Origin of the sequence: Eubacterium pyruvativorans (assembly GCF_900102225.1) — a bacterium.
GTDB classification, from domain to species: Bacteria; Bacillota; Clostridia; order Peptostreptococcales; family Anaerovoracaceae; genus Aminicella; species Aminicella pyruvativorans.
In genome coordinates, this window is record NZ_FNBF01000003.1 from 1 (window position 1) to 17,569 (window position 17,569).

At 54.0% G+C, this 17,569-nt stretch carries 13 protein-coding genes; 7 read left to right on the forward strand and 6 right to left on the reverse strand.

The features are described 5' to 3' along the window. The 3 genes from BLQ24_RS01650 to BLQ24_RS01660 all read right to left on the reverse strand — a co-directional run. Nucleotides 1–220, reverse strand: a 220-nt coding sequence (locus tag BLQ24_RS01650; RefSeq protein ID WP_176755839.1) for a transposase, incomplete at its 3' end; no start/stop codon positions are given. A gap of 696 nt (nucleotides 221–916) precedes the next feature. Further along, nucleotides 917–2,254 carry an acetyl-CoA hydrolase/transferase family protein gene (locus tag BLQ24_RS01655; RefSeq protein WP_090162009.1) on the reverse strand — a complete coding sequence of 446 codons (1,338 nt, stop codon included), beginning with the start codon at nucleotides 2,252–2,254 and terminating at the stop codon, nucleotides 917–919. 124 nt (nucleotides 2,255–2,378) lie between these two features. Continuing rightward, a complete protein-coding gene (locus tag BLQ24_RS01660; RefSeq protein WP_090162011.1) occupies nucleotides 2,379–3,581 on the reverse strand; it encodes an FprA family A-type flavoprotein in 1,203 nt (400 codons plus the stop codon). 189 nt (nucleotides 3,582–3,770) lie between these two features. On the opposite strand from BLQ24_RS01660, the gene BLQ24_RS01665 reads away from it, so the two are divergent. The 3 genes from BLQ24_RS01665 to BLQ24_RS01675 all read left to right on the forward strand — a co-directional run bounded on the left by BLQ24_RS01665 (nucleotide 3,771) and on the right by BLQ24_RS01675 (nucleotide 6,921). Beyond that, the gene (locus BLQ24_RS01665; protein WP_090162013.1) at nucleotides 3,771–4,004 is read left to right on the forward strand and encodes an acyl carrier protein; all 234 of its coding nucleotides are present in this window, start codon (nucleotides 3,771–3,773) and stop codon (nucleotides 4,002–4,004) included. Between the two features lie 74 nt (nucleotides 4,005–4,078). Beyond that, on the forward strand, nucleotides 4,079–5,629 hold the full coding sequence (locus BLQ24_RS01670) for an MBOAT family O-acyltransferase (RefSeq protein ID WP_090162015.1): 1,551 nt from the start codon (nucleotides 4,079–4,081) through the stop codon (nucleotides 5,627–5,629). 26 nt (nucleotides 5,630–5,655) lie between these two features. After that, complete coding sequence (locus BLQ24_RS01675) at nucleotides 5,656–6,921, forward strand: hypothetical protein (RefSeq protein ID WP_090162017.1); 1,266 nt, start codon at nucleotides 5,656–5,658, stop codon at nucleotides 6,919–6,921. A gap of 84 nt (nucleotides 6,922–7,005) precedes the next feature. Here the strand turns inward: BLQ24_RS01675 and BLQ24_RS01680 are convergent, their stop codons facing one another. The 3 genes from BLQ24_RS01680 to ilvC form a co-directional block, all read right to left on the reverse strand. Then, nucleotides 7,006–8,532 (reverse strand): class I adenylate-forming enzyme family protein, encoded by a 1,527-nt coding sequence (locus BLQ24_RS01680; protein ID WP_173558773.1) that lies wholly within the window; start codon nucleotides 8,530–8,532, stop codon nucleotides 7,006–7,008. A 215-nt stretch (nucleotides 8,533–8,747) separates the two neighbouring features. Then, nucleotides 8,748–10,415, reverse strand: a complete 1,668-nt coding sequence (gene ilvD, locus BLQ24_RS01685) for a dihydroxy-acid dehydratase (RefSeq protein WP_090162021.1) — start codon at nucleotides 10,413–10,415, stop codon at nucleotides 8,748–8,750. 215 nt (nucleotides 10,416–10,630) lie between these two features. Beyond that, the gene (gene ilvC, locus BLQ24_RS01690) at nucleotides 10,631–11,647 is read right to left on the reverse strand and encodes a ketol-acid reductoisomerase (protein ID WP_090162022.1); all 1,017 of its coding nucleotides are present in this window, start codon (nucleotides 11,645–11,647) and stop codon (nucleotides 10,631–10,633) included. 779 nt (nucleotides 11,648–12,426) lie between these two features. On the opposite strand from ilvC, the gene BLQ24_RS01695 reads away from it, so the two are divergent. From BLQ24_RS01695 to leuB, 4 genes are all read left to right on the forward strand, one after another. Next, nucleotides 12,427–14,178 (forward strand): 2-isopropylmalate synthase, encoded by a 1,752-nt coding sequence (locus BLQ24_RS01695; protein ID WP_419185492.1) that lies wholly within the window; start codon nucleotides 12,427–12,429, stop codon nucleotides 14,176–14,178. Nucleotides 14,179–14,195: 17 nt separating this feature from the next. Next, a complete protein-coding gene (gene leuC, locus BLQ24_RS01700) occupies nucleotides 14,196–15,458 on the forward strand; it encodes a 3-isopropylmalate dehydratase large subunit (RefSeq protein WP_090162023.1) in 1,263 nt (420 codons plus the stop codon). 67 nt (nucleotides 15,459–15,525) lie between these two features. After that, nucleotides 15,526–16,029, forward strand: a complete 504-nt coding sequence (leuD, locus tag BLQ24_RS01705; RefSeq protein WP_090162025.1) for a 3-isopropylmalate dehydratase small subunit — start codon at nucleotides 15,526–15,528, stop codon at nucleotides 16,027–16,029. Further along, entirely contained in the window at nucleotides 16,030–17,100 is a 1,071-nt protein-coding gene (gene leuB / locus BLQ24_RS01710; RefSeq protein ID WP_090162027.1) for a 3-isopropylmalate dehydrogenase, read from the forward strand. It begins immediately after the preceding gene. The last annotated feature ends 469 nt before the right edge of the window (nucleotides 17,101–17,569 follow it).

Sequence of the window (17,569 nt, forward strand, 5' to 3'; positions counted from 1 at the left end):
TGCCGATCCGGGTCTTCAGGGTCCGGCTGCGGATGCCGTTGCGACTGTCTGTGCGTTCGTCAGAACGCTCATACGGCGCAGCCCGAAGCTGTTCCTGAGACTCCGCCTTCAGGATGCTGTTGAGACTGTTGGTGAGCAGTGTCCGGAACGCTTCATCGCGATCCACGGAAAGTAATTGTAGAATTTCCTCCTGATTCAATGTAATATTGAGTTGAGCCATCGTGTTCTCCTTCCTTGGTATTAATGGTGATTTTGGTCGATTTTCATTATACCTAAAGGTCGAGCACCTGGCTCTTTTTAATTTTTCAATTTACACCATTATACGGACGCCGCCATTGCGTAGGTGCGATTCTGCGAAAAAGTACGTTTTCGCACCCTGCCGAATCAGTTTCGAATGGATTAATCCCAGATATTTCCCTGAATCCGCATAATTATACAAAAACGCTTGACAGTATGCGTGCAACGGAGAAATCGATCTGTTTGCCGAAGACGTCGATCGGTTCCCTCTCGGCTGATCGGATAGTTATTCAATGAACGGTATATTGTTCGGAGACCGGCGGGTGCGGAAATGGCATTTTCGTTCCATTTGGCACCTGCGGCCGGGACTGAAATAGATTAATCGGGATCTTTTTTCGTTTTCGCACCCTGCCCGGCGCATTTTAGGTGCGAATCAGGGAAAATGGGGGATTTCGCACCTTCCATCAATATACAACCATGATTCGTATACAAAACGATTAATTACAGCCATTCACCAGTATTCAAATCACGACTTGTATACAGCATGCAAGCCAGCTCGTCACCCGACCGCAGAAATGTCGCCGACCGCAGCACCCGACCGCAGAAAAAAGGACTGACGCACTTAGTGCGACAGTCCCGATCACTTCCATTCAGGGCGGTTTTCCGGCCGCCCTCTTTGTTATTTTTTGTTCGATCTGCGCCAGATGCCCTGGTTCTCCGCCGCCCGGATCAGATCATCCCTGAGGTCCGGATGGGCGATACGGATCAGTTCTTCTGCCCGTTCCCAGGTGGACTTTCCGATCATGCAGGCAGCACCGTATTCTGTGACAATGTACTGAGTCTGGCTCCGGGGTGTGGTGACCACATCTCCCCCGCTGAAGTACGGCCGGATGTTTGAGTGACGCACTCCTTTTGAATCCACCCGGGAAGAGGTCATAGTGATGATGCTCTTTCCGTGCTCCGCCATGTAGGTGCCGGTGACGAAGTCCAGCTGTCCGCCGGCGCCGCTGATCTGACGGGTCCCGGCGGTCTCTGCAGACACCTGGCCGTAGAGGTCACAGGACACGCAGCCGTTGATGGACAGGAAGTCGTCGAAGGAGGCGATGACCTTCGGATTGTTCGTGTAGGACATGGAGGCGGAGTAGATGTTCCGCCGGTTATTGTCCACGAAATCATAGAGTGCCGGGGTGCCGTAGCAGATGCCGAATACACCCTTTCCATTGTCTGTTTTCTTCTTCCGGTCTGTGACGATGCCCGCTTCGTACAGCTTCAGATAGCCGTCGCTCATGAGTTCCGTGTGCATGCCCAGATCTCTGAGGTCAGAGTCGGCGATCAGCCCTCCCAGGGCATTCGGAATGCCGCCGATGCCCAGCTGCAGCGTCTGGCCGTCATGAAGGAACGGCATGATATTCTTTGCGATCGCCCGGTCCATGTCGTTCGGCTCGGAAGGAGACATGGACGCCGGTTTCTCGTGGCTTTCCACCACGGCATCCACTTCGGAAATGTGAATCCGGCCGCCGTTCAGTTCCGGTACATGGGGCAGACAGTCGTTGACCTCCAGAATGACGTACTTCGCCGCATCGATGATTTCCCGGTGTGCGCAGTTGGTCAGGGCCAGATTGAAGTATCCGTCCTCATCCGGTGTGCTGACAGCCACCATGGCCACATCGACCGGTGCCAGCCCTCTGTTGAAATAACTTCCGATGTCCCGGTAATTCATCGGAATGAAATAGGCCCGCCCCTGGTCCACGTAGTGGCGGTCGATGCCGCTGCAGTACCAGAGATTATATGTGAAACTCTCCTGCTCCGGGTCCTGCTCCACCACCTGAACCGGCTGCACGCTCAGGGAATTACGCACTTTCACATCCTTCAGCTCCCCTTTCCGGGCGGCCAGGGCCCGGTCCAGGGCAATCGGGAAGGATGCGACTTCACCGTATTCGACCCAGTCCCCGTCTTTCACGATTTTCACAGCTTCTTCCGCTGTCTTGCACTTTCTTCTGTATTCCTCTGCAAACATCCATTCCACTCCTCTCTGTATCACTCCGTGTAACAAATGATGAAAGCCGGCCGGGGTGACAGACCCCGGCCGGATGTTTCGTCCCAGAAAACTGCCCGGGCAGCGCCCGGCGTTCCGCTCCGTACTACTCCGCCAGCGCGGCAGCGATCTGATCTGCGATGCGGTTCAGTTCCTCTTCATTTTCTTCTGTCACGGAAGACTTCATGGTCAATGGCTCTTCATTCATGATTTCCATGCCGTTCATACAGCCCACCATCTCTGACATGAGTTTTCCGGAATTCGGCGCCCACGTGCCGTTCTGTGCCAGCCAGATCTTCCGGTTCTGCAGGTTGAGGCGCTTCATATCATCCAGGAAATTCTGCATCGGCGGGAAAATGTTCATGTTGTAGGTGACGGACAGCAGAACAACTGCACTGCAGCGGAACGCATCACTGATCAGGTAGGAAACATGGGTCTCCGTCGTATCACGAAGTGTGATGTCCGTGAGGCCTCTCTCATACAGTTTGCCCGCCAGAATATGGGCGGCGTTCTCCGTGTGGCCGTACATGGAGCCGTAAGCGATCAGAATGCCCTTTCCTTCCGGCGTATAGGTGGCCCACTTCGTGTACTTGTCCAGAAGCCAGTCAATATCAGATCTCCACACAACGCCGTGAAGCGGGCAGATCATCCTGATATCCAGTTTGGAGGCCTTCTTCAGGACGGCCATAACCTGCTTCCCGAATTTCCCTACAATATTCGTATAGTACCGGCGGTTTGCCTCTTCCCAGTCCCTTTCGTAGTTGACTTCATCGTTGAAGATCGCACCGTCCAGAGCCCGGAAGGATCCGAAAGCATCGGCACTGAAAAGAATGCCGTCGGTCTCATCGAAAGCCACCATCACTTCCGGCCAGTGAACCATCGGCGCCGTGTAGAATGCAATCGTGTGTCTGCCGAAATTCAGCTTATCCCCTTCTTTCACCACCAGGCTGTGTGTCACCCGGAATCCGTACTGTTCCATAAACTGGTGAGCCTTCGCCGTTCCCACCACAATGGCGTCCGGATAACGGAGCAACACTTCTCCCAGTGTCGCCGCATGATCCGGTTCCATATGATCCACCACGATATAGTCCAGCGTTCTTCCATTCAGAACATAGTCCAGATTCTCCAGGAACTGCTGCCCGATCTTCCAGTCACAGGTGTCGAACAGGACAGTCTTCTCGTCCAGCATCAGATAACTGTTGTAGGAAATCCCTTCCGGAATCGGATGAACCCCTTCGAAATATTGAAATGACTTGTCATTCCCGCCGATCCAGTACAGATCATCGGCAAGTTTGCGTGTGCAATGCATGAAATCTACTCCTCCCGGCCCGCGGCCGAAATCCCGCGGTTCACATACTCATATATGAATTATTACGCTTACATTATATTGACACCGGATAGATCCGTCAATTATAATATCATGGTTAGGTGTACGGAAGGAATTCGTATGCTGATATTTTGTTGCAAATGATGATTTTTTGAATTGGGAGAAGAGAAAATGGAAAAACAGAGCATCATCGATATCCTGACGGATGTGAAGGACGGCATTGACTATGAGAACGAGAAGAATCTGATCGACGACGAACTGCTGGATTCCTTCGATGTCGTGGCGATTGTCGGGGAACTGGACGAAACGTTCGATATTGAGATCACCATGGACGACATGATTCCGGAAAACTTCAATTCTGTCGATGCGATCTGTGCGCTGGTTCAGAAACTGCAGGAAGCGTAACCCCGCTTCCTGATCTTAAGAACACAGAGCCGCTATTTTCTATATAAATTACTGAAACACGAACGGGAGGATCTATGTCTTTTGTCTCCATTAAGTTCCTGCTTTTTCTCCTTGTGATTGTGTTTCTTTACTATCTGACACCGAAGAAATATCAGTGGATCACTCTTCTGGCAGCAAGCTACTGCTTCTATCTGTTCGGAGGAATCACCCCACTGATTTTTATTATTTCCACCACAACGACGATCTATCTGCTCGCCCGCTGGCTGCAGAAGATTGACGATGCCAGTACGAAAGAGACACGAAAAATTGCGAAGAAGAAAAAAAAGCGCGTACTTCTGCTGGGTGTGCTGATCAATTTCGGCATCCTGTTTATGCTGAAATACTACAATTTCGCAGCGAGCCAGATCAACGATATGTTCGATCTGTTCGACTTCCGCAAGGATGCGCCTCTGATGAACCTCGTCCTGCCGATGGGTATTTCATTCTACACTTTCCAGGCAGTGGGCTATCTGATCGATGTCTACCGGAAGAAATATCCGGCGGAGAAGAATTATCTGCGATTCGCTCTGTTCATTTCTTTCTTCCCGCAGATCATCCAGGGGCCGATTTCCCGGTACGACAATCTGGGGGAGAAACTGAAGAAACCGCACTACTTCAATTACACCACCCTGCTCCACGGTGCGGAACTCATGATGTGGGGTTTTTTCAAGAAGATGGTCATTGCCGACCGGATCGGCACACTGGTCTCTAATGTTTACGGAGATTACAGCAGCTACGACGGCACCCAGGTTCTGGTGGCCATGCTCATGTATTCTATCCAGATCTACACGGACTTCTCCGGCGGAATCGATGTTGCCCGGGGTGCCGCAGAGATGCTGGACATCGAACTGATCGAAAATTTCAACCGGCCGTACTTCGCCAACTCCGTTTCCGAACAGTGGCGCAGGTGGCACATGTCTCTCACGAACTGGATGAGAGATTATGTATTCTTTCCAATCACCCTTTCCAAGACTTCCACCAGGATCGGAAAATGGGCACGAAAGAATCTGCAGGGCAATTTACGGAAACAGCTGCCGTCTTACCTGCCCACCTTCATCGTTTTCACCATCATCGGCATCTGGCACGGCGCCGGCTGGGGGTACATTGTCTACGGCCTTTATAACTCCATCATGATCATTCTGGGTATGTTCTGTACTCCGCTGTTCGAAAAGATGATCCGGATTCTGCACATCCCGACGAAACATTTCCTCTGGAAATGCTTTCAGATCATCCGGACCTATTTCATCATGGCCTACGGCAGGTGTCTAGCCAGAGCAGCCACTGTGGGTACGGCGCTGCACATGTGGAAGCGTTCGCTGCACTGCTTCAACTTCAGCGACCTTGCGCATCGGGCCATCGGCATGGGGCTGGACGGGGACGACCTGAAGGTGTTCCTCTTCGCCTTCCTGGTGCTTTTCACCGCCAGCTGTATGCAGGAACGGGGCATCCGGATCCGGCAGGACATTCTGGACCGCAGTCTCCTGCTCCGCTGGGCTGTTCTGCTCCTCGGACTGGCATGCATCTTGATTTTCGGCGTATACGGCCCGGGATTCAATGCCGGAGAATTCATTTACCGGAATTTCTAAAGACAGAGGAGATGTAAAGGTACGATATGCTAAAAAAACTTATAGAAAAACGGGATCACTTCCGGGAGGAAGTATCCCGGAATCCCAACGCCTACTGGGGCCGGCGGCTGATCATTTTTCTGCTGATTGTCGGGCTGATGCTGTTCTATCTGGTCCGTGTCTTCGATATGAATGACACGAAACACAGTGAACAGGTCTTCCAGGCGTATTACAAACTGCCGAAAAATACGGTGGATGTGGTGTATACCGGATCCAGTGCCGCTTATCGCTATTACTCACCCTACATGGCCTGGGCTGAAACCGGCATCACCAGTTTCGATCTGAATTCGGCCTCCCAGCCGATCATTCTACAGGAGCCGATCATCAACGAAGCGCTGAAGACCCAGAAGCCGAAAGTGATTGTCATAGAAGTCCGGAACATCCTGAAAATACCAGATTCTATGACGGATACCGCTATCCGCCGGGTCACCGATGCGATGCACTGGTCCCGGAACCGCAACGCGGCAATCCGCAAGGCACTGAAATACTATCGCTATTCCAACAGCTATGACGCAGAAACGCTGGATAAGGCGTCCTATTATTTCCCGTTCCTGAAATATCACGGACGCTGGAACGATGACATCCACCTGAGCGACTGGAAGGCCGTCACGAAGCAGAATGCTTACATGGGTCAGGTGGTCGACTCCGCCCTTTCCTGGGTGGTGGACGATGTTAAGGTTCGGCAGTATGACGATTACACAGAACTGAACAGTATTCAGAAGAAGACCATCCGGGATCTGCTGAACTACTGCGACAGGCTGACGAAGCGCTCCAATGTGAAAATCCTGTTCGTCTCCTCCCCGTTCTCCGGATCCAAGGAGGATTACGGCCTGATCAATTCCACGGAAAAGATGATCACCGGCCGGGGATACACCTTCCTGAATTTCAACGACAGGAAATCCGGTCTGGCCAAGGCCATCGACGTGAATCAGAATACCGACTTCTGCGACGAACGCCACGCCAACATCATCGGTATGACGAAATTTTCGAATTACATGAGCCGTTACCTTCAGCAGCACTACAACCTGAAGGACCACCGGAACGACACCGGCTCCGCCTACGACACCTGGCGCAGCAAGTCGGAATCGTTCTATACCACAATTTCCCTGTGGGCCAGATCCGCAGGCTATGATGCAGTCAACCTACTGCAGCAGCGAAAGACCGACTCCGCCGAAATCCAAAAAACAAACCGCCTGATACAGAAACTTCTTTCCCATGTCCCGGAGCCGGATATGGAAATGGACGAAGGCTGATCCTCTTTCGTCTCGGGCGCACGGCAAAAAAACGGAATGGCCGCCGGAAAGCGGCCATTCCGATTTTTTTGTCCGGGAAAACGCCTACGCCCGGCGTTCCTTCTCTCTGGCAATCAGTTTCTTTCGCTGCAGCTTGCCGTTGTAAGTCCGGGGGATGGAATCAATCAGCTCCACCTCGGCGGGCTGCTTCGTGGCATCCATCGCCGTCTTGCAGTACTTCATGAAGTCCGCCCGCCGGAATTCCGGCGCCCCTTCTTCCATCTGCAGGAAAACCTTCGGAGCCTGTCCCTTCAGCGGATCATCCACCGGAATGCAGCAGCAGTCCTTCACATTAGGATAATGCCGTACCACTTCCTCCACCTCTTCCGGGGAAATCTTCACTCCGGAGCAGTTGATGACATCGTCCTGTCTTCCCAGGTAGTAGATCAGACCGTCCTCCCCTACATAGCAGAGATCATTGGTGTAAATATATCCGTCCTTCATCACAGAGGCTGTCAGCTCCGGATTTTTGAAATACCCCTTCATGTTCATCGCACCCTTGGAAGCCAAAAGGCCCGGGTTATCCTCTGTGGCATGAATTTCCCGGCGCTGATCATCGGTGAAGACAAAGGAAGTGTTGTGGGACGGGCGGCCGATGCATTTCGGCTTATCATCCGGGCTGTTGAAATTCAGCACACAGGAACGTCCGGATTCCGAAGAACCGTAGAAATCATACAGACGAACGTCCGGCAGAAGTTCTTTCAAGTGTTCCTTGTCCTCTTCCGGAAGGGCGGCGGAACCGATCTCCACATAGTCCAGCTGATCGTTGTACTCTGCGATTTTGTCCTTCGACAAGCGGAACAGCAGGCGCAGAATACTCGGGGACATATCGAATCCCGTCACATGGTAACGGTCCATCAGATCATAGACAATCTTGACGAACATGACGCCGTTCATCAGAACCATGCCGCTGCCGTTGAGAATCGAAGCGTATGCGGTGCGAAGACCGTGGGAATGGCTGAGAGGCATCGGAATGAATTCCACATTCTGTTCCTTCATCTCCACACCGTACCGCACATTTTCCGCACAGGCCACATTGTTCCGGTGGGTCAGCACGATCCCCTTGGACTTCCCGGTGGTGCCGGTGGAATACAGGATCTGGGACACCGCTTCCGGGTCCGGATACGGCAGTTTCGTCAGGTCCACGGCTCCGAAAGCCGCAGTTTTCTCCTCCGTCAGGGTCTCCGCCGCCAGTCTCTTCAGTTCCTTCCCGTTTCTCCAGCCCGGACGGCCTTCGTATTCTTTCTGGGTGAAATACAGCTTCGCCTCAGTGTCATCAATGATATCCGTTGCCCGGGCATCCGCCGCACCGCTTTCCAGCGGAACGAAAACGCCATGGGCCAGCTCAATGGCCAGGTACAGCGCCAGATAAGCCCGGTCCTGGGTGCATTCCACCACAACCGGGTCCCCTTCCTTCACCCCTTCTGCCCGGAGCATCTCCGACAGATAGTACACCATCTGCATCATCTCCCGGTACGTGGCGCTGCCCTTCGTGTCTGCAGCACACATGACATCCGGCCGCTCCATGGCCCATCCGGCCAGAAGCTCTACAATCGAATTCTGATTCATCATCCTACCCCTTTTCTCACTTATATGTATTCTGCGCCGCATCTCCAGCGTAACAGTACAGACACAAATTAGAACCCCACGATTGTACCAAAAATAGGCCGAAATGTAAAGAAACCCGTTCCTTCCGGGCCATGAGCTTCTGTCTGTACACAAAAACAGGGCACCAGCGGTGCCCTGTATCAACAGTTTGTTTCTGTATTCTCCGTCTTCCGTCGCTCTTAATCTTCCAGCATGACAGCGCCCTGATTGGCCGGCGCCACCATCTTCGAATAACGATAGAGCCACCCGTGGCGGATCTTCGGCTCATGAGGAACGAATTTCGCTCTGCGGGCCTGGAATTCCTCTTCAGAGACTCTGGCATTCACGGACTTGTTCGGGATATCGATTTCGATGATATCTCCTTCTTCCACCAGTCCGATGTTGCCGCCCATAGCCGCTTCCGGACAGGCGTGGCCGATGGACGCACCCCGGCTGGCTCCGCTGAATCTGCCGTCCGTGATCAGCGCCACAGACTTGTCCAGATTCATGCCTGCCAGAGCACTGGTCGGGTTCAGCATTTCCCGCATGCCCGGACCACCCTTCGGTCCCTCATAGCGGATGACCACCACATCCCCCGGGTTGATCTTTCCGGCGTAGATGTCGGCGATCGCCTCTTCCTCTCCGTCATAGACTCTGGCCGGACCGGTGTGCTGCAGCATTTCCGGCGCCACTGCACTCTGTTTCACCACACAGCCTTCCTGTGCGATATTCCCCCAGAGTACCGCCAGTCCGCCGGCTTCCATGAACGGATGGTCCAGTGTGCGGATCGCATCATTCCGGATCTTCTTTCCCTCGATGTTCTCTCCCAATGTCTTTCCGTTCACTGTCATGACGGCAGTGTCCAGCAGATCCCCCTTGGCCAGTTCTGCCATCACTGCCGGGATGCCGCCCGCCTGGTCCAGATCATTCATATGAGTCGGGCCCGCCGGAGCCAGGTGGCAGAGATTCGGAGTTCTCCCGCTGACTTCGTTGAACATCTTCAAATCCAGCTCAACTCCTGCCTCATGGGCAATCGCCAGCAGATGAAGTACCGTGTTCGTGGAGCAGCCCAGAGCCATATCGCAGGTCAGTGCGTTGCGGATCGATCTCTCGTTTACGATCTGCCGGGCTGTGATATTCTTCTCCACCATCTCCATGACAGCCATGCCGGCATGCTTCGCCAGCATCATTCTTCTTCCGGTGACCGCCGGAATAGTTCCGTTCCCCGGGAGTGCAATGCCGATTGCCTCGCAGAGGCAGTTCATGCTGTTGGCGGTATACATTCCGGAACAGGAACCGCAGCCCGGACAGACATTCTGCTCGAACTCCAGCAGACCGGCATCATCGATCAGACCGGCCTTCCGGGCGCCTACCGCTTCGAACATCTTGGACAGGGAAGTCTCTTCCCCGTTCACCAGCCCGGCCATCATCGGTCCGCCGGAGCAGACCACGGTCGGGATATCCAGACGCAGCGCACCCATCAGCATGCCCGGAACAATCTTGTCACAATTCGGCACCAGCACCAGTCCGTCGAACTGATGGGCATTGGCCATGGTTTCCACACTGTCGGCGATCAGTTCCCGGCTCGGCAGAGAATACTTCATGCCGATATGCCCCATGGCGATGCCGTCACATACGCCGATGGAAGGTACCATAATCGGTGTTCCCCCTGCCATCCGCACGCCGGCCTTCACGGCTTCTGTCACCTTATCCAGGTCCGCATGTCCCGGAACGATATCACTGTGTGCGGACACGACGCCGATCAGCGGACGTTCCAGTTCTTCCTTCGTATACCCCATTGCATAGAACAGGCTTCTGCCCGGAGCCCGTTCGATTCCTTTCGTTACATTATCACTTCTTCGTGCCATATATCATCCTTTCCGAAGTCCCGGGACTCCGCTCATCTTTCCTGCGGCCCATTCTGCCGCACTGCATTTATTCTGTATTCTATCATATCCCAAATGGAAATATAGAAACAGCCGGAGGCGAAATTTCCTTCCGCCTCCGGCTGCCGCACGTTCCGGGCGGCACAGAAATCCCCCGGAACATCTATGACGCAATCCGTATTATGTGGGAATGCTGATTAGTCATTCAGCCAGCTCATCATGCTTCTCAGCTCGTCGCCGACCTTGTGCATCGGATGGGAAGCCTCTACTCTTCTCATAGCGAGGAAGTGAGCCTTCTTTCCTGCATTGAACTCCTGCTTGAATTCGGAAGCGAATGTACCGTCCTGAATATCCTTCAGAACCTGCTTCATGGCTGCTCTGGATTCCTTCGTGATGATCTTCGGTCCCGTGATGTAATCACCATACTCTGCTGTATTGGAGATGGAGTATCTCATCATGCTGAAGCCCTTCGCATAGATCAGGTCTGTCAGCATCTTCATCTCGTGAACACACTCGAAGTACGCCATTTCCGGTGCATAACCCGCTTCTACCAGCGTTTCCCAGCCGGCCTTCATCAGCTCTGCAACACCGCCGCAGAGAACGGCCTGTTCGCCGAAGAGGTCCGTCTCGGTTTCTTCCTTGAATGTTGTCTCGATGATTCCGGATCTGCCTGCACCGATGCCGGAAGCATATGCCAGTGCGATTTCCTTCGCCTTACCTGTGGCATCCTGCTGCACCGCGATCAGACACGGAACGCCGGAACCCTGTGTATACTGCTCTCTTACGATGTGGCCCGGTCCCTTCGGTGCGATCATGATGACGTCCACATCTGCCGGCGGATTGATCAGCTGATAATGAATGTTGAAGCCATGGGCGAATGCCAGAGCGTTGCCTGCATGCAGGTGCTTCGCAATCTTCTCTTCGAAGAGCTGGTCCTGCAGTTCGTCCGGCGTCAGAATCATAACGATGTCACCGGCTTCTGCCGCATCTTCAATATCCATTACTTCCAAGCCGAAATCCTTCGCCTTCTGTTCGTGCTTGGATCCCGGTCTCAGGCCGACTACAACCTTCGCACCGGACTCTGTCAGGTTCATCGCATGGGCGTGACCCTGGGAACCGAATCCGATGATCGCAATTGTCTTTCCATCGAGTACACCAAAGTTGCAATCCTGATCATAATACTTCTTGATAGCCATTCTTCTACCTCTCTCCATTTTCCTGCGGACGGCCTGCCCGCATCTAAACGACACAATATGTTACACTATGGCGGCATCTGCTCCGGGCAGCCGGGGTAGCCGTCCCTGCCTGCGGCCGGATTCAGATGCTGTCCGCGGCCGGCAGACCTCCTGCCGGAACACGGCTCCCGTCCGGTGTACCCGGGCGTTCACTGTTTTCGCGAACGATGGTTCCATTATAACCGAGGTCAACAAATTGTCAACGTGTTTTTTATGTATTTTCACAAGTTTTGTTTATCTACATTGTTAACACGGTTTAAATTTTTTCTTAAATCCAATTCCCTTCTCTATTCCACCCCGTCTTCTCCCCACTCGCCTCCCGAAAATTTGTAAAAAATTTCCCGTTGACTTTCCTTCTCCCCTGGGTTATAGTGTCATCATAGTTTCAAGGAAACAACATTTTCGAACATTTCTTGTTCCGAATCACATGTCTGTTTCCCCGAAGCGCCTGCCGGAAGCGGCGGGCCATGCGATGACGGGAATAAACCGGCTCCCGCGAGATTCCAGAGAGCAGCCAGTTGCTGAGAGGCTGTATCCGCGCACCGGTGTCTCACCCCCGAGCATGTACACGAATGAAGTGGGATTCCTGCCGGCTCCTTCCGGCGCGAGTCCAAGAAGAGTGGTACCGCGGAACGCAATAGTTTTCGTCTCTTCCCCGATTGATTGAAATCGCCGGATGAGACATTTTTTTATGTCTCTGAGGCAGGACGGTCCTCCGGACCGTCTCGAAACATGAAACAGCGCAAGGAGAATGAACTATGAAGTATGACGTATCGATGAAAAACCACATTAAGTACAGACCCCAGTATTATCCGGTTTCTTCAGAATACACGGACTGGGTGAAGAAGGATCACATCGAAAAGGCCCCGTCCTGGTGCAGCGTTGATCTGCGGGACGGAAACCAGGCTCTGATCGTGCCGATGAGTCTTCAGGAAAAACTGGACTTCTTCACTTATCTGTGCCGGCTGGGTTTCAAGGAAATTGAAGTCGGATTCCCGGCGGCCTCGGAAACGGAATACGAATTCGTCCGCACATTGATTGAGAAAGATATGATTCCGGAAGACGTGAAGATTCAGGTCCTCACCCAGTCCAGAGAACACATCATCCGGAAGACTCTGGATTCTCTGGTGGGAGCGAAGCATGCGATCGTTCATCTGTACAACTCCACATCCTTCGCCCAGCGGCAGCAGGTGTTCCGCAGAAGCAAGGAAGAGATCACGAAGATTGCCACCGACGGCGCCCAGCTGATCAAGGAGATTGCGTCAGAAGAGATATATAAAGGAACGGATTTCCAATTCGAATACTCTCCGGAGAGTTTCACCGGAACGGAAATGGATTACGCAGCGGAGATCTGCAACGCCGTCATCGACATCTGGGAACCGACCCCGGATCATCCGGTGATCATCAACCTCCCGGCGACGGTGGAACTTTCCCTGCCCCATGTCTATGCCAATCAGATCTGTTACATGGACCGGAACCTCCACAGAAGAGACTCTGTCATCCTCTCCCTGCATCCGCATAACGACCGGGGCACCGGCGTCGCCTGCGCCGAGCTGGGCATGCTGGCCGGCGCCGACCGGGTGGAAGGAACCCTCTTCGGCAACGGCGAACGCACCGGCAACGTGGACATTATCACGCTGGCCATGAACATGTTCACCCACGGCGTGGATCCGAAGCTGGACTTCACGAATATGCCGCAGACAGTGGAGAAATACGAAGAGTATACGGACATGAAGGTCAGCCCGCGCCAGCCGTACGCCGGAGAACTGGTTTTCGCCGCCTTCTCCGGTTCCCATCAGGACGCCATCGCCAAGGGAATGAAGTTCCGTGAAGAAACCGATCCGAACCGCTGGACCGTTCCGTACCTGCCGATCGATCCCCACGACGTGGGAAGAGAATACGACGGTGATGTCATCCGCATCAACAGTCAGTCCGGCAAGGGCGGCGTAGCCTACCTGATCCAGAGAGATCACGGATTCGATATTCCGAAGGCCATGCGCTCCGAAGTGGGCTACATGATGAAGGACATCTCCGACCGGAACCACGAAGAGCTTTCTTCTGACAACATCTTCGAGATTTTCCGGAAATCCTATGTGAACTACTTCGCACCGCTGGACATCACCGATGCAGAATTCACCTACGGCTCCAGCCTGAAGGATGAAGGCAACCAGCAGCGGGTGAAAGTGGACATGCGGGTGGTCGTCGGCGGCAAGGAAGACGAGAACAAGGAAATATACAATCTGACCGGCACCGGCAACGGCCGGATGGACGCCGTCAGCAACGCACTGCAGAAAACGAAATACAACTTTAACTACAAGTTCATCACTTATTCCGAGCATGCACTGAGCCAGGATTCTAATTCCAAGGCTGCCGCATACATCTGCATCGAGGATACGAATGGCCGGGATTTCTGGGGTGTCGGCACCCACGACGACATCATCCTCGCCTCGGTGAATGCGCTGGTCAGCGCCATTAACCGGATGAACGATGAAGACCGGTTCATGAACTAACCAAAGGAGAAGTACCCATGGGAATGACAATGACACAAAAAATACTGGCTGCCCACGCCGGAATGGAAACCGTTACGGCGGGACAGCTGATCCAGGCGAAACTGGATATGGTGCTGGCCAACGACATCACCGGACCGGTATCCATCCATGCCTTTGAGGGGGCCGGATTCGATCAGGTCTTCGATAAGTCCCGGATCTCCCTGGTCATGGACCACTTCGCCCCGAACAAGGACATCAAGAGCGCCGAGCAGTGCAAGACCTGCCGCACCTTTGCGAAACGCTTCAACATCGACAACTTCTACGATGCGGGAGAAATGGGCATCGAACATGCCCTTCTTCCGGAGAAGGGCCTGGTGGCTTCCGGAGAAGCCATCATCGGCGCCGATTCCCACACCTGCACCTACGGTGCGCTGGGGGCCTTCTCCACCGGGGTCGGCTCCACAGATCTGGCGGCGGGCATCGCCACAGGAGAGGCCTGGTTCAAGGTTCCTACAGCGATCCGCTTCGAACTGACCGGCGAACTGCCGGAGCATGTATGCGGCAAGGATCTGATCCTCCACATCATCGGCATGATCGGCGTGGACGGAGCGCTGTACCGTTCCATGGAGTTCACCGGACCGGGAGTCAGCTCCCTCACCATGGATGACCGGTTCACCATCTGCAACATGGCCATCGAAGCCGGTGCGAAGAACGGCATCTTCCCGGTAGACGAGAAGACCATCGCCTACATGAACGGCCGTGTCCACCGGGATTACACCATCTACGAGGCGGATCCGGATGCGGAATACGACGAGACCTATACCATCGACCTTTCCACGATCCGGCCTACCGTGGCGTTCCCTCACCTGCCGGAAAACACGAAAACCATTGACGAGGCAAAGGGTGTGGCCGTCGACCAGGTGGTCATCGGTTCCTGCACCAACGGGCGCATCAGCGACATGGCCGCCGCCGCAGAAATTCTCCGGGGACGTCACATCAAGCGGGGCCTCCGGGCCATCGTCATTCCTGCCACCCAGGCCATTTACAAGGAATGCATTCACCGGGGCTACATCGATACCTTCATCGATGCCGGCTGCGTCGTCTCCACTCCGACCTGCGGTCCGTGCCTGGGCGGCTACATGGGCATCCTGGCCGAAGGCGAACGCTGCATCTCCACCACGAACCGCAACTTCGTGGGCCGCATGGGAGCGAAATCCTCTGAAGTCTACCTGGCCAGCCCGTGGGTGGCGGCGGCTTCTGCCCTCACCGGAGAAATCACTGATCCGGCGGAGGTGCTGTAGCAGCGACAAAAAACAGGCCGGACCTCCGTTCGGCCAGCTATATATAAAGGAAAGAAAGGAATTACATATGCAGCAGGCGAAAGGAACTGTCCTGAAATACGGGGACAATGTGGATACGGATGTCATCATTCCTGCCCGGTATCTGAATTCTTCCGATCCGGCGGAACTGGCATCTCACTGCATGGCGGATATCGACCAGTCTTTTCCTCAGAAAGTGAAACCGGGAGACATCATGGTAGGCGGAGAGAACTTCGGCTGCGGATCTTCCCGGGAACATGCGCCGATCGCCATCAAGGCATCCGGCATCAGTGTTGTCATCGCCTCCACCTTCGCGCGGATTTTCTATCGGAACGCCATCAATATCGGTCTTCCGATCATGGAGTCCCCGGAAGCCAGCCGGGGGATCCACGACGGGGATGAAGTCAGTGTGGATTTCGACAGCGGCGAGATCACCGATCTGACCACCGGCGAAACCTTCCGTGCCCATCCCTTCCCTCCGTTTATTCAGGAGATGATCGCAGAGGGCGGACTGCTCCGCAGTATTCAGAACCAGAAAGAAGGAAATCAGTAAATGAATTATACCATTGCAGTGATCCCGGGGGACGGCATCGGCCCGGAGGTCATGGAAGAGACAAAAAAAGTGCTGGAAGCGGTTGGCCGGAAATTCGGCCATCAGTTCGCCTTCCAAACCGTACTGGCCGGCGGTGCCGCCATTGACGCCTTCGGCGAGTGCCTGCCGCAGAATACGATTGATGTGGCAAAATCTGCTGACGCTGTTCTGCTGGGCGCCGTGGGCGGTCCGAAGTGGGATGCCCTTCCGGGGGAACAGCGGCCGGAGAAGGCTCTGCTCCGCCTGCGGAAAGAGCTGGGACTCTACGCAAATATCCGTCCTGCGAAAGTTTTCTCTGACCTGGCGGACGCCTCCCCTCTCCGTCCGGAAATCATCGGAAAGGGTCTGGACATCGTCATCGTCCGGGAACTCACCGGGGGTATCTACTTCGGAAAGCGGGGACACGTGGAAACAGAATTCGGTGAAGCCGCCTACGATGTGGAGCAGTACAGCGTGGGGGAGATCCGGCGGATTTCCAGAACCGCCTTCGAAATGGCACGGAAACGCCGGGGGATCGTCAGCAGCGTAGACAAGGCGAACGTTCTGGAAAGCTCCCGCCTCTGGCGGAAGACCGTGAATGAAGTGGCGGAGGACTATCCGGATGTGACGCTGAACCATTTCTATGTGGACAATGCCAGCATGCAGCTGATCCGGGATCCCCGCCAGTTTGACGTCATCCTGACCAGCAATCTGTTCGGAGACATCCTTTCTGACGAGGCCAGCCAGATCACCGGTTCCATCGGCATGCTGCCCTCTGCCAGTCTGACCGACGGCAACTTCGGCATGTATGAACCGGTGCACGGTTCCGCACCGGACATTGCAGGCACCGGGAAGGCCAATCCGCTGGCTACCATCCTGTCTGCCGCAATGATGCTTCGGTACACCCTGAATCTGCCGGAGGAGGCGGATGCCATAGAAAATGCGGTGGACCGTTTCCTGGCTGCCGGCTTCCGTACGGCGGATCTGTCCGGCGGAGCTCCGGATGCGCTTTCCACGAAGGAAACCGGTGGCCGGGTTGCCGCAATGATTTAGCAATCTCCTATTATTTGTTTCATGTTTCAATACAAAGCGGGCCGTCTGCGGGCGGCTCGTTTTGTATTTTGTATTTATTCGTATACATCTTCAAATTATTTTAATTTTTTTCGTTTTCTGCAACAATTTATGTTGACAGAACTAATTCGATGTCGTATATTATTGTTACAAAATATAAATCAAGCGGTGATTTTCCCATCACTGCAGGAAAGAGAGAGAAAGGAAGAGAACCATGGAAGAAATGTATGAAGGCTACGATTATCGCGAGAAGGAAGAGTGGGAAAGACTCGCTTACATTGGTTAGCGATATGGATGTTCCCATTGTAGTCTGCTCGAAGGAGAGGACCCGAAAACACATCCGTCAGAGGGACGGTGTGTCGAACGGGTTCTTTTTATTTTTTGTCTTCCCAGCTGCTCCCCTAAAAGCCGGAATATATTGAAATTACCCATTGTTTGCGTTAGAGTAGAA

Excerpts from the sequence above, each read along its gene's own strand:
- BLQ24_RS01655 (WP_090162009.1), bottom strand. The coding sequence starts at position 2,254 with ATGTTTGCAGAGGAATACAGAAGAAAGTGCAAGACAGCGGAAGAAGCT.
- BLQ24_RS01660 (WP_090162011.1), bottom strand. The coding sequence starts at position 3,581 with ATGCATTGCACACGCAAACTTGCCGATGATCTGTACTGGATCGGCGGG.
- BLQ24_RS01665 (WP_090162013.1), top strand. The coding sequence starts at position 3,771 with ATGGAAAAACAGAGCATCATCGATATCCTGACGGATGTGAAGGACGGC.
- BLQ24_RS01670 (WP_090162015.1), top strand. The coding sequence starts at position 4,079 with ATGTCTTTTGTCTCCATTAAGTTCCTGCTTTTTCTCCTTGTGATTGTG.
- BLQ24_RS01675 (WP_090162017.1), top strand. The coding sequence starts at position 5,656 with ATGCTAAAAAAACTTATAGAAAAACGGGATCACTTCCGGGAGGAAGTA.
- BLQ24_RS01680 (WP_173558773.1), bottom strand. The coding sequence starts at position 8,532 with ATGATGAATCAGAATTCGATTGTAGAGCTTCTGGCCGGATGGGCCATG.
- ilvD (WP_090162021.1), bottom strand. The coding sequence starts at position 10,415 with ATGGCACGAAGAAGTGATAATGTAACGAAAGGAATCGAACGGGCTCCG.
- ilvC (WP_090162022.1), bottom strand. The coding sequence starts at position 11,647 with ATGGAGAGAGGTAGAAGAATGGCTATCAAGAAGTATTATGATCAGGAT.
- BLQ24_RS01695 (WP_419185492.1), top strand. The coding sequence starts at position 12,427 with ATGAAGTATGACGTATCGATGAAAAACCACATTAAGTACAGACCCCAG.
- leuC (WP_090162023.1), top strand. The coding sequence starts at position 14,196 with ATGGGAATGACAATGACACAAAAAATACTGGCTGCCCACGCCGGAATG.
- leuD (WP_090162025.1), top strand. The coding sequence starts at position 15,526 with ATGCAGCAGGCGAAAGGAACTGTCCTGAAATACGGGGACAATGTGGAT.
- leuB (WP_090162027.1), top strand. The coding sequence starts at position 16,030 with ATGAATTATACCATTGCAGTGATCCCGGGGGACGGCATCGGCCCGGAG.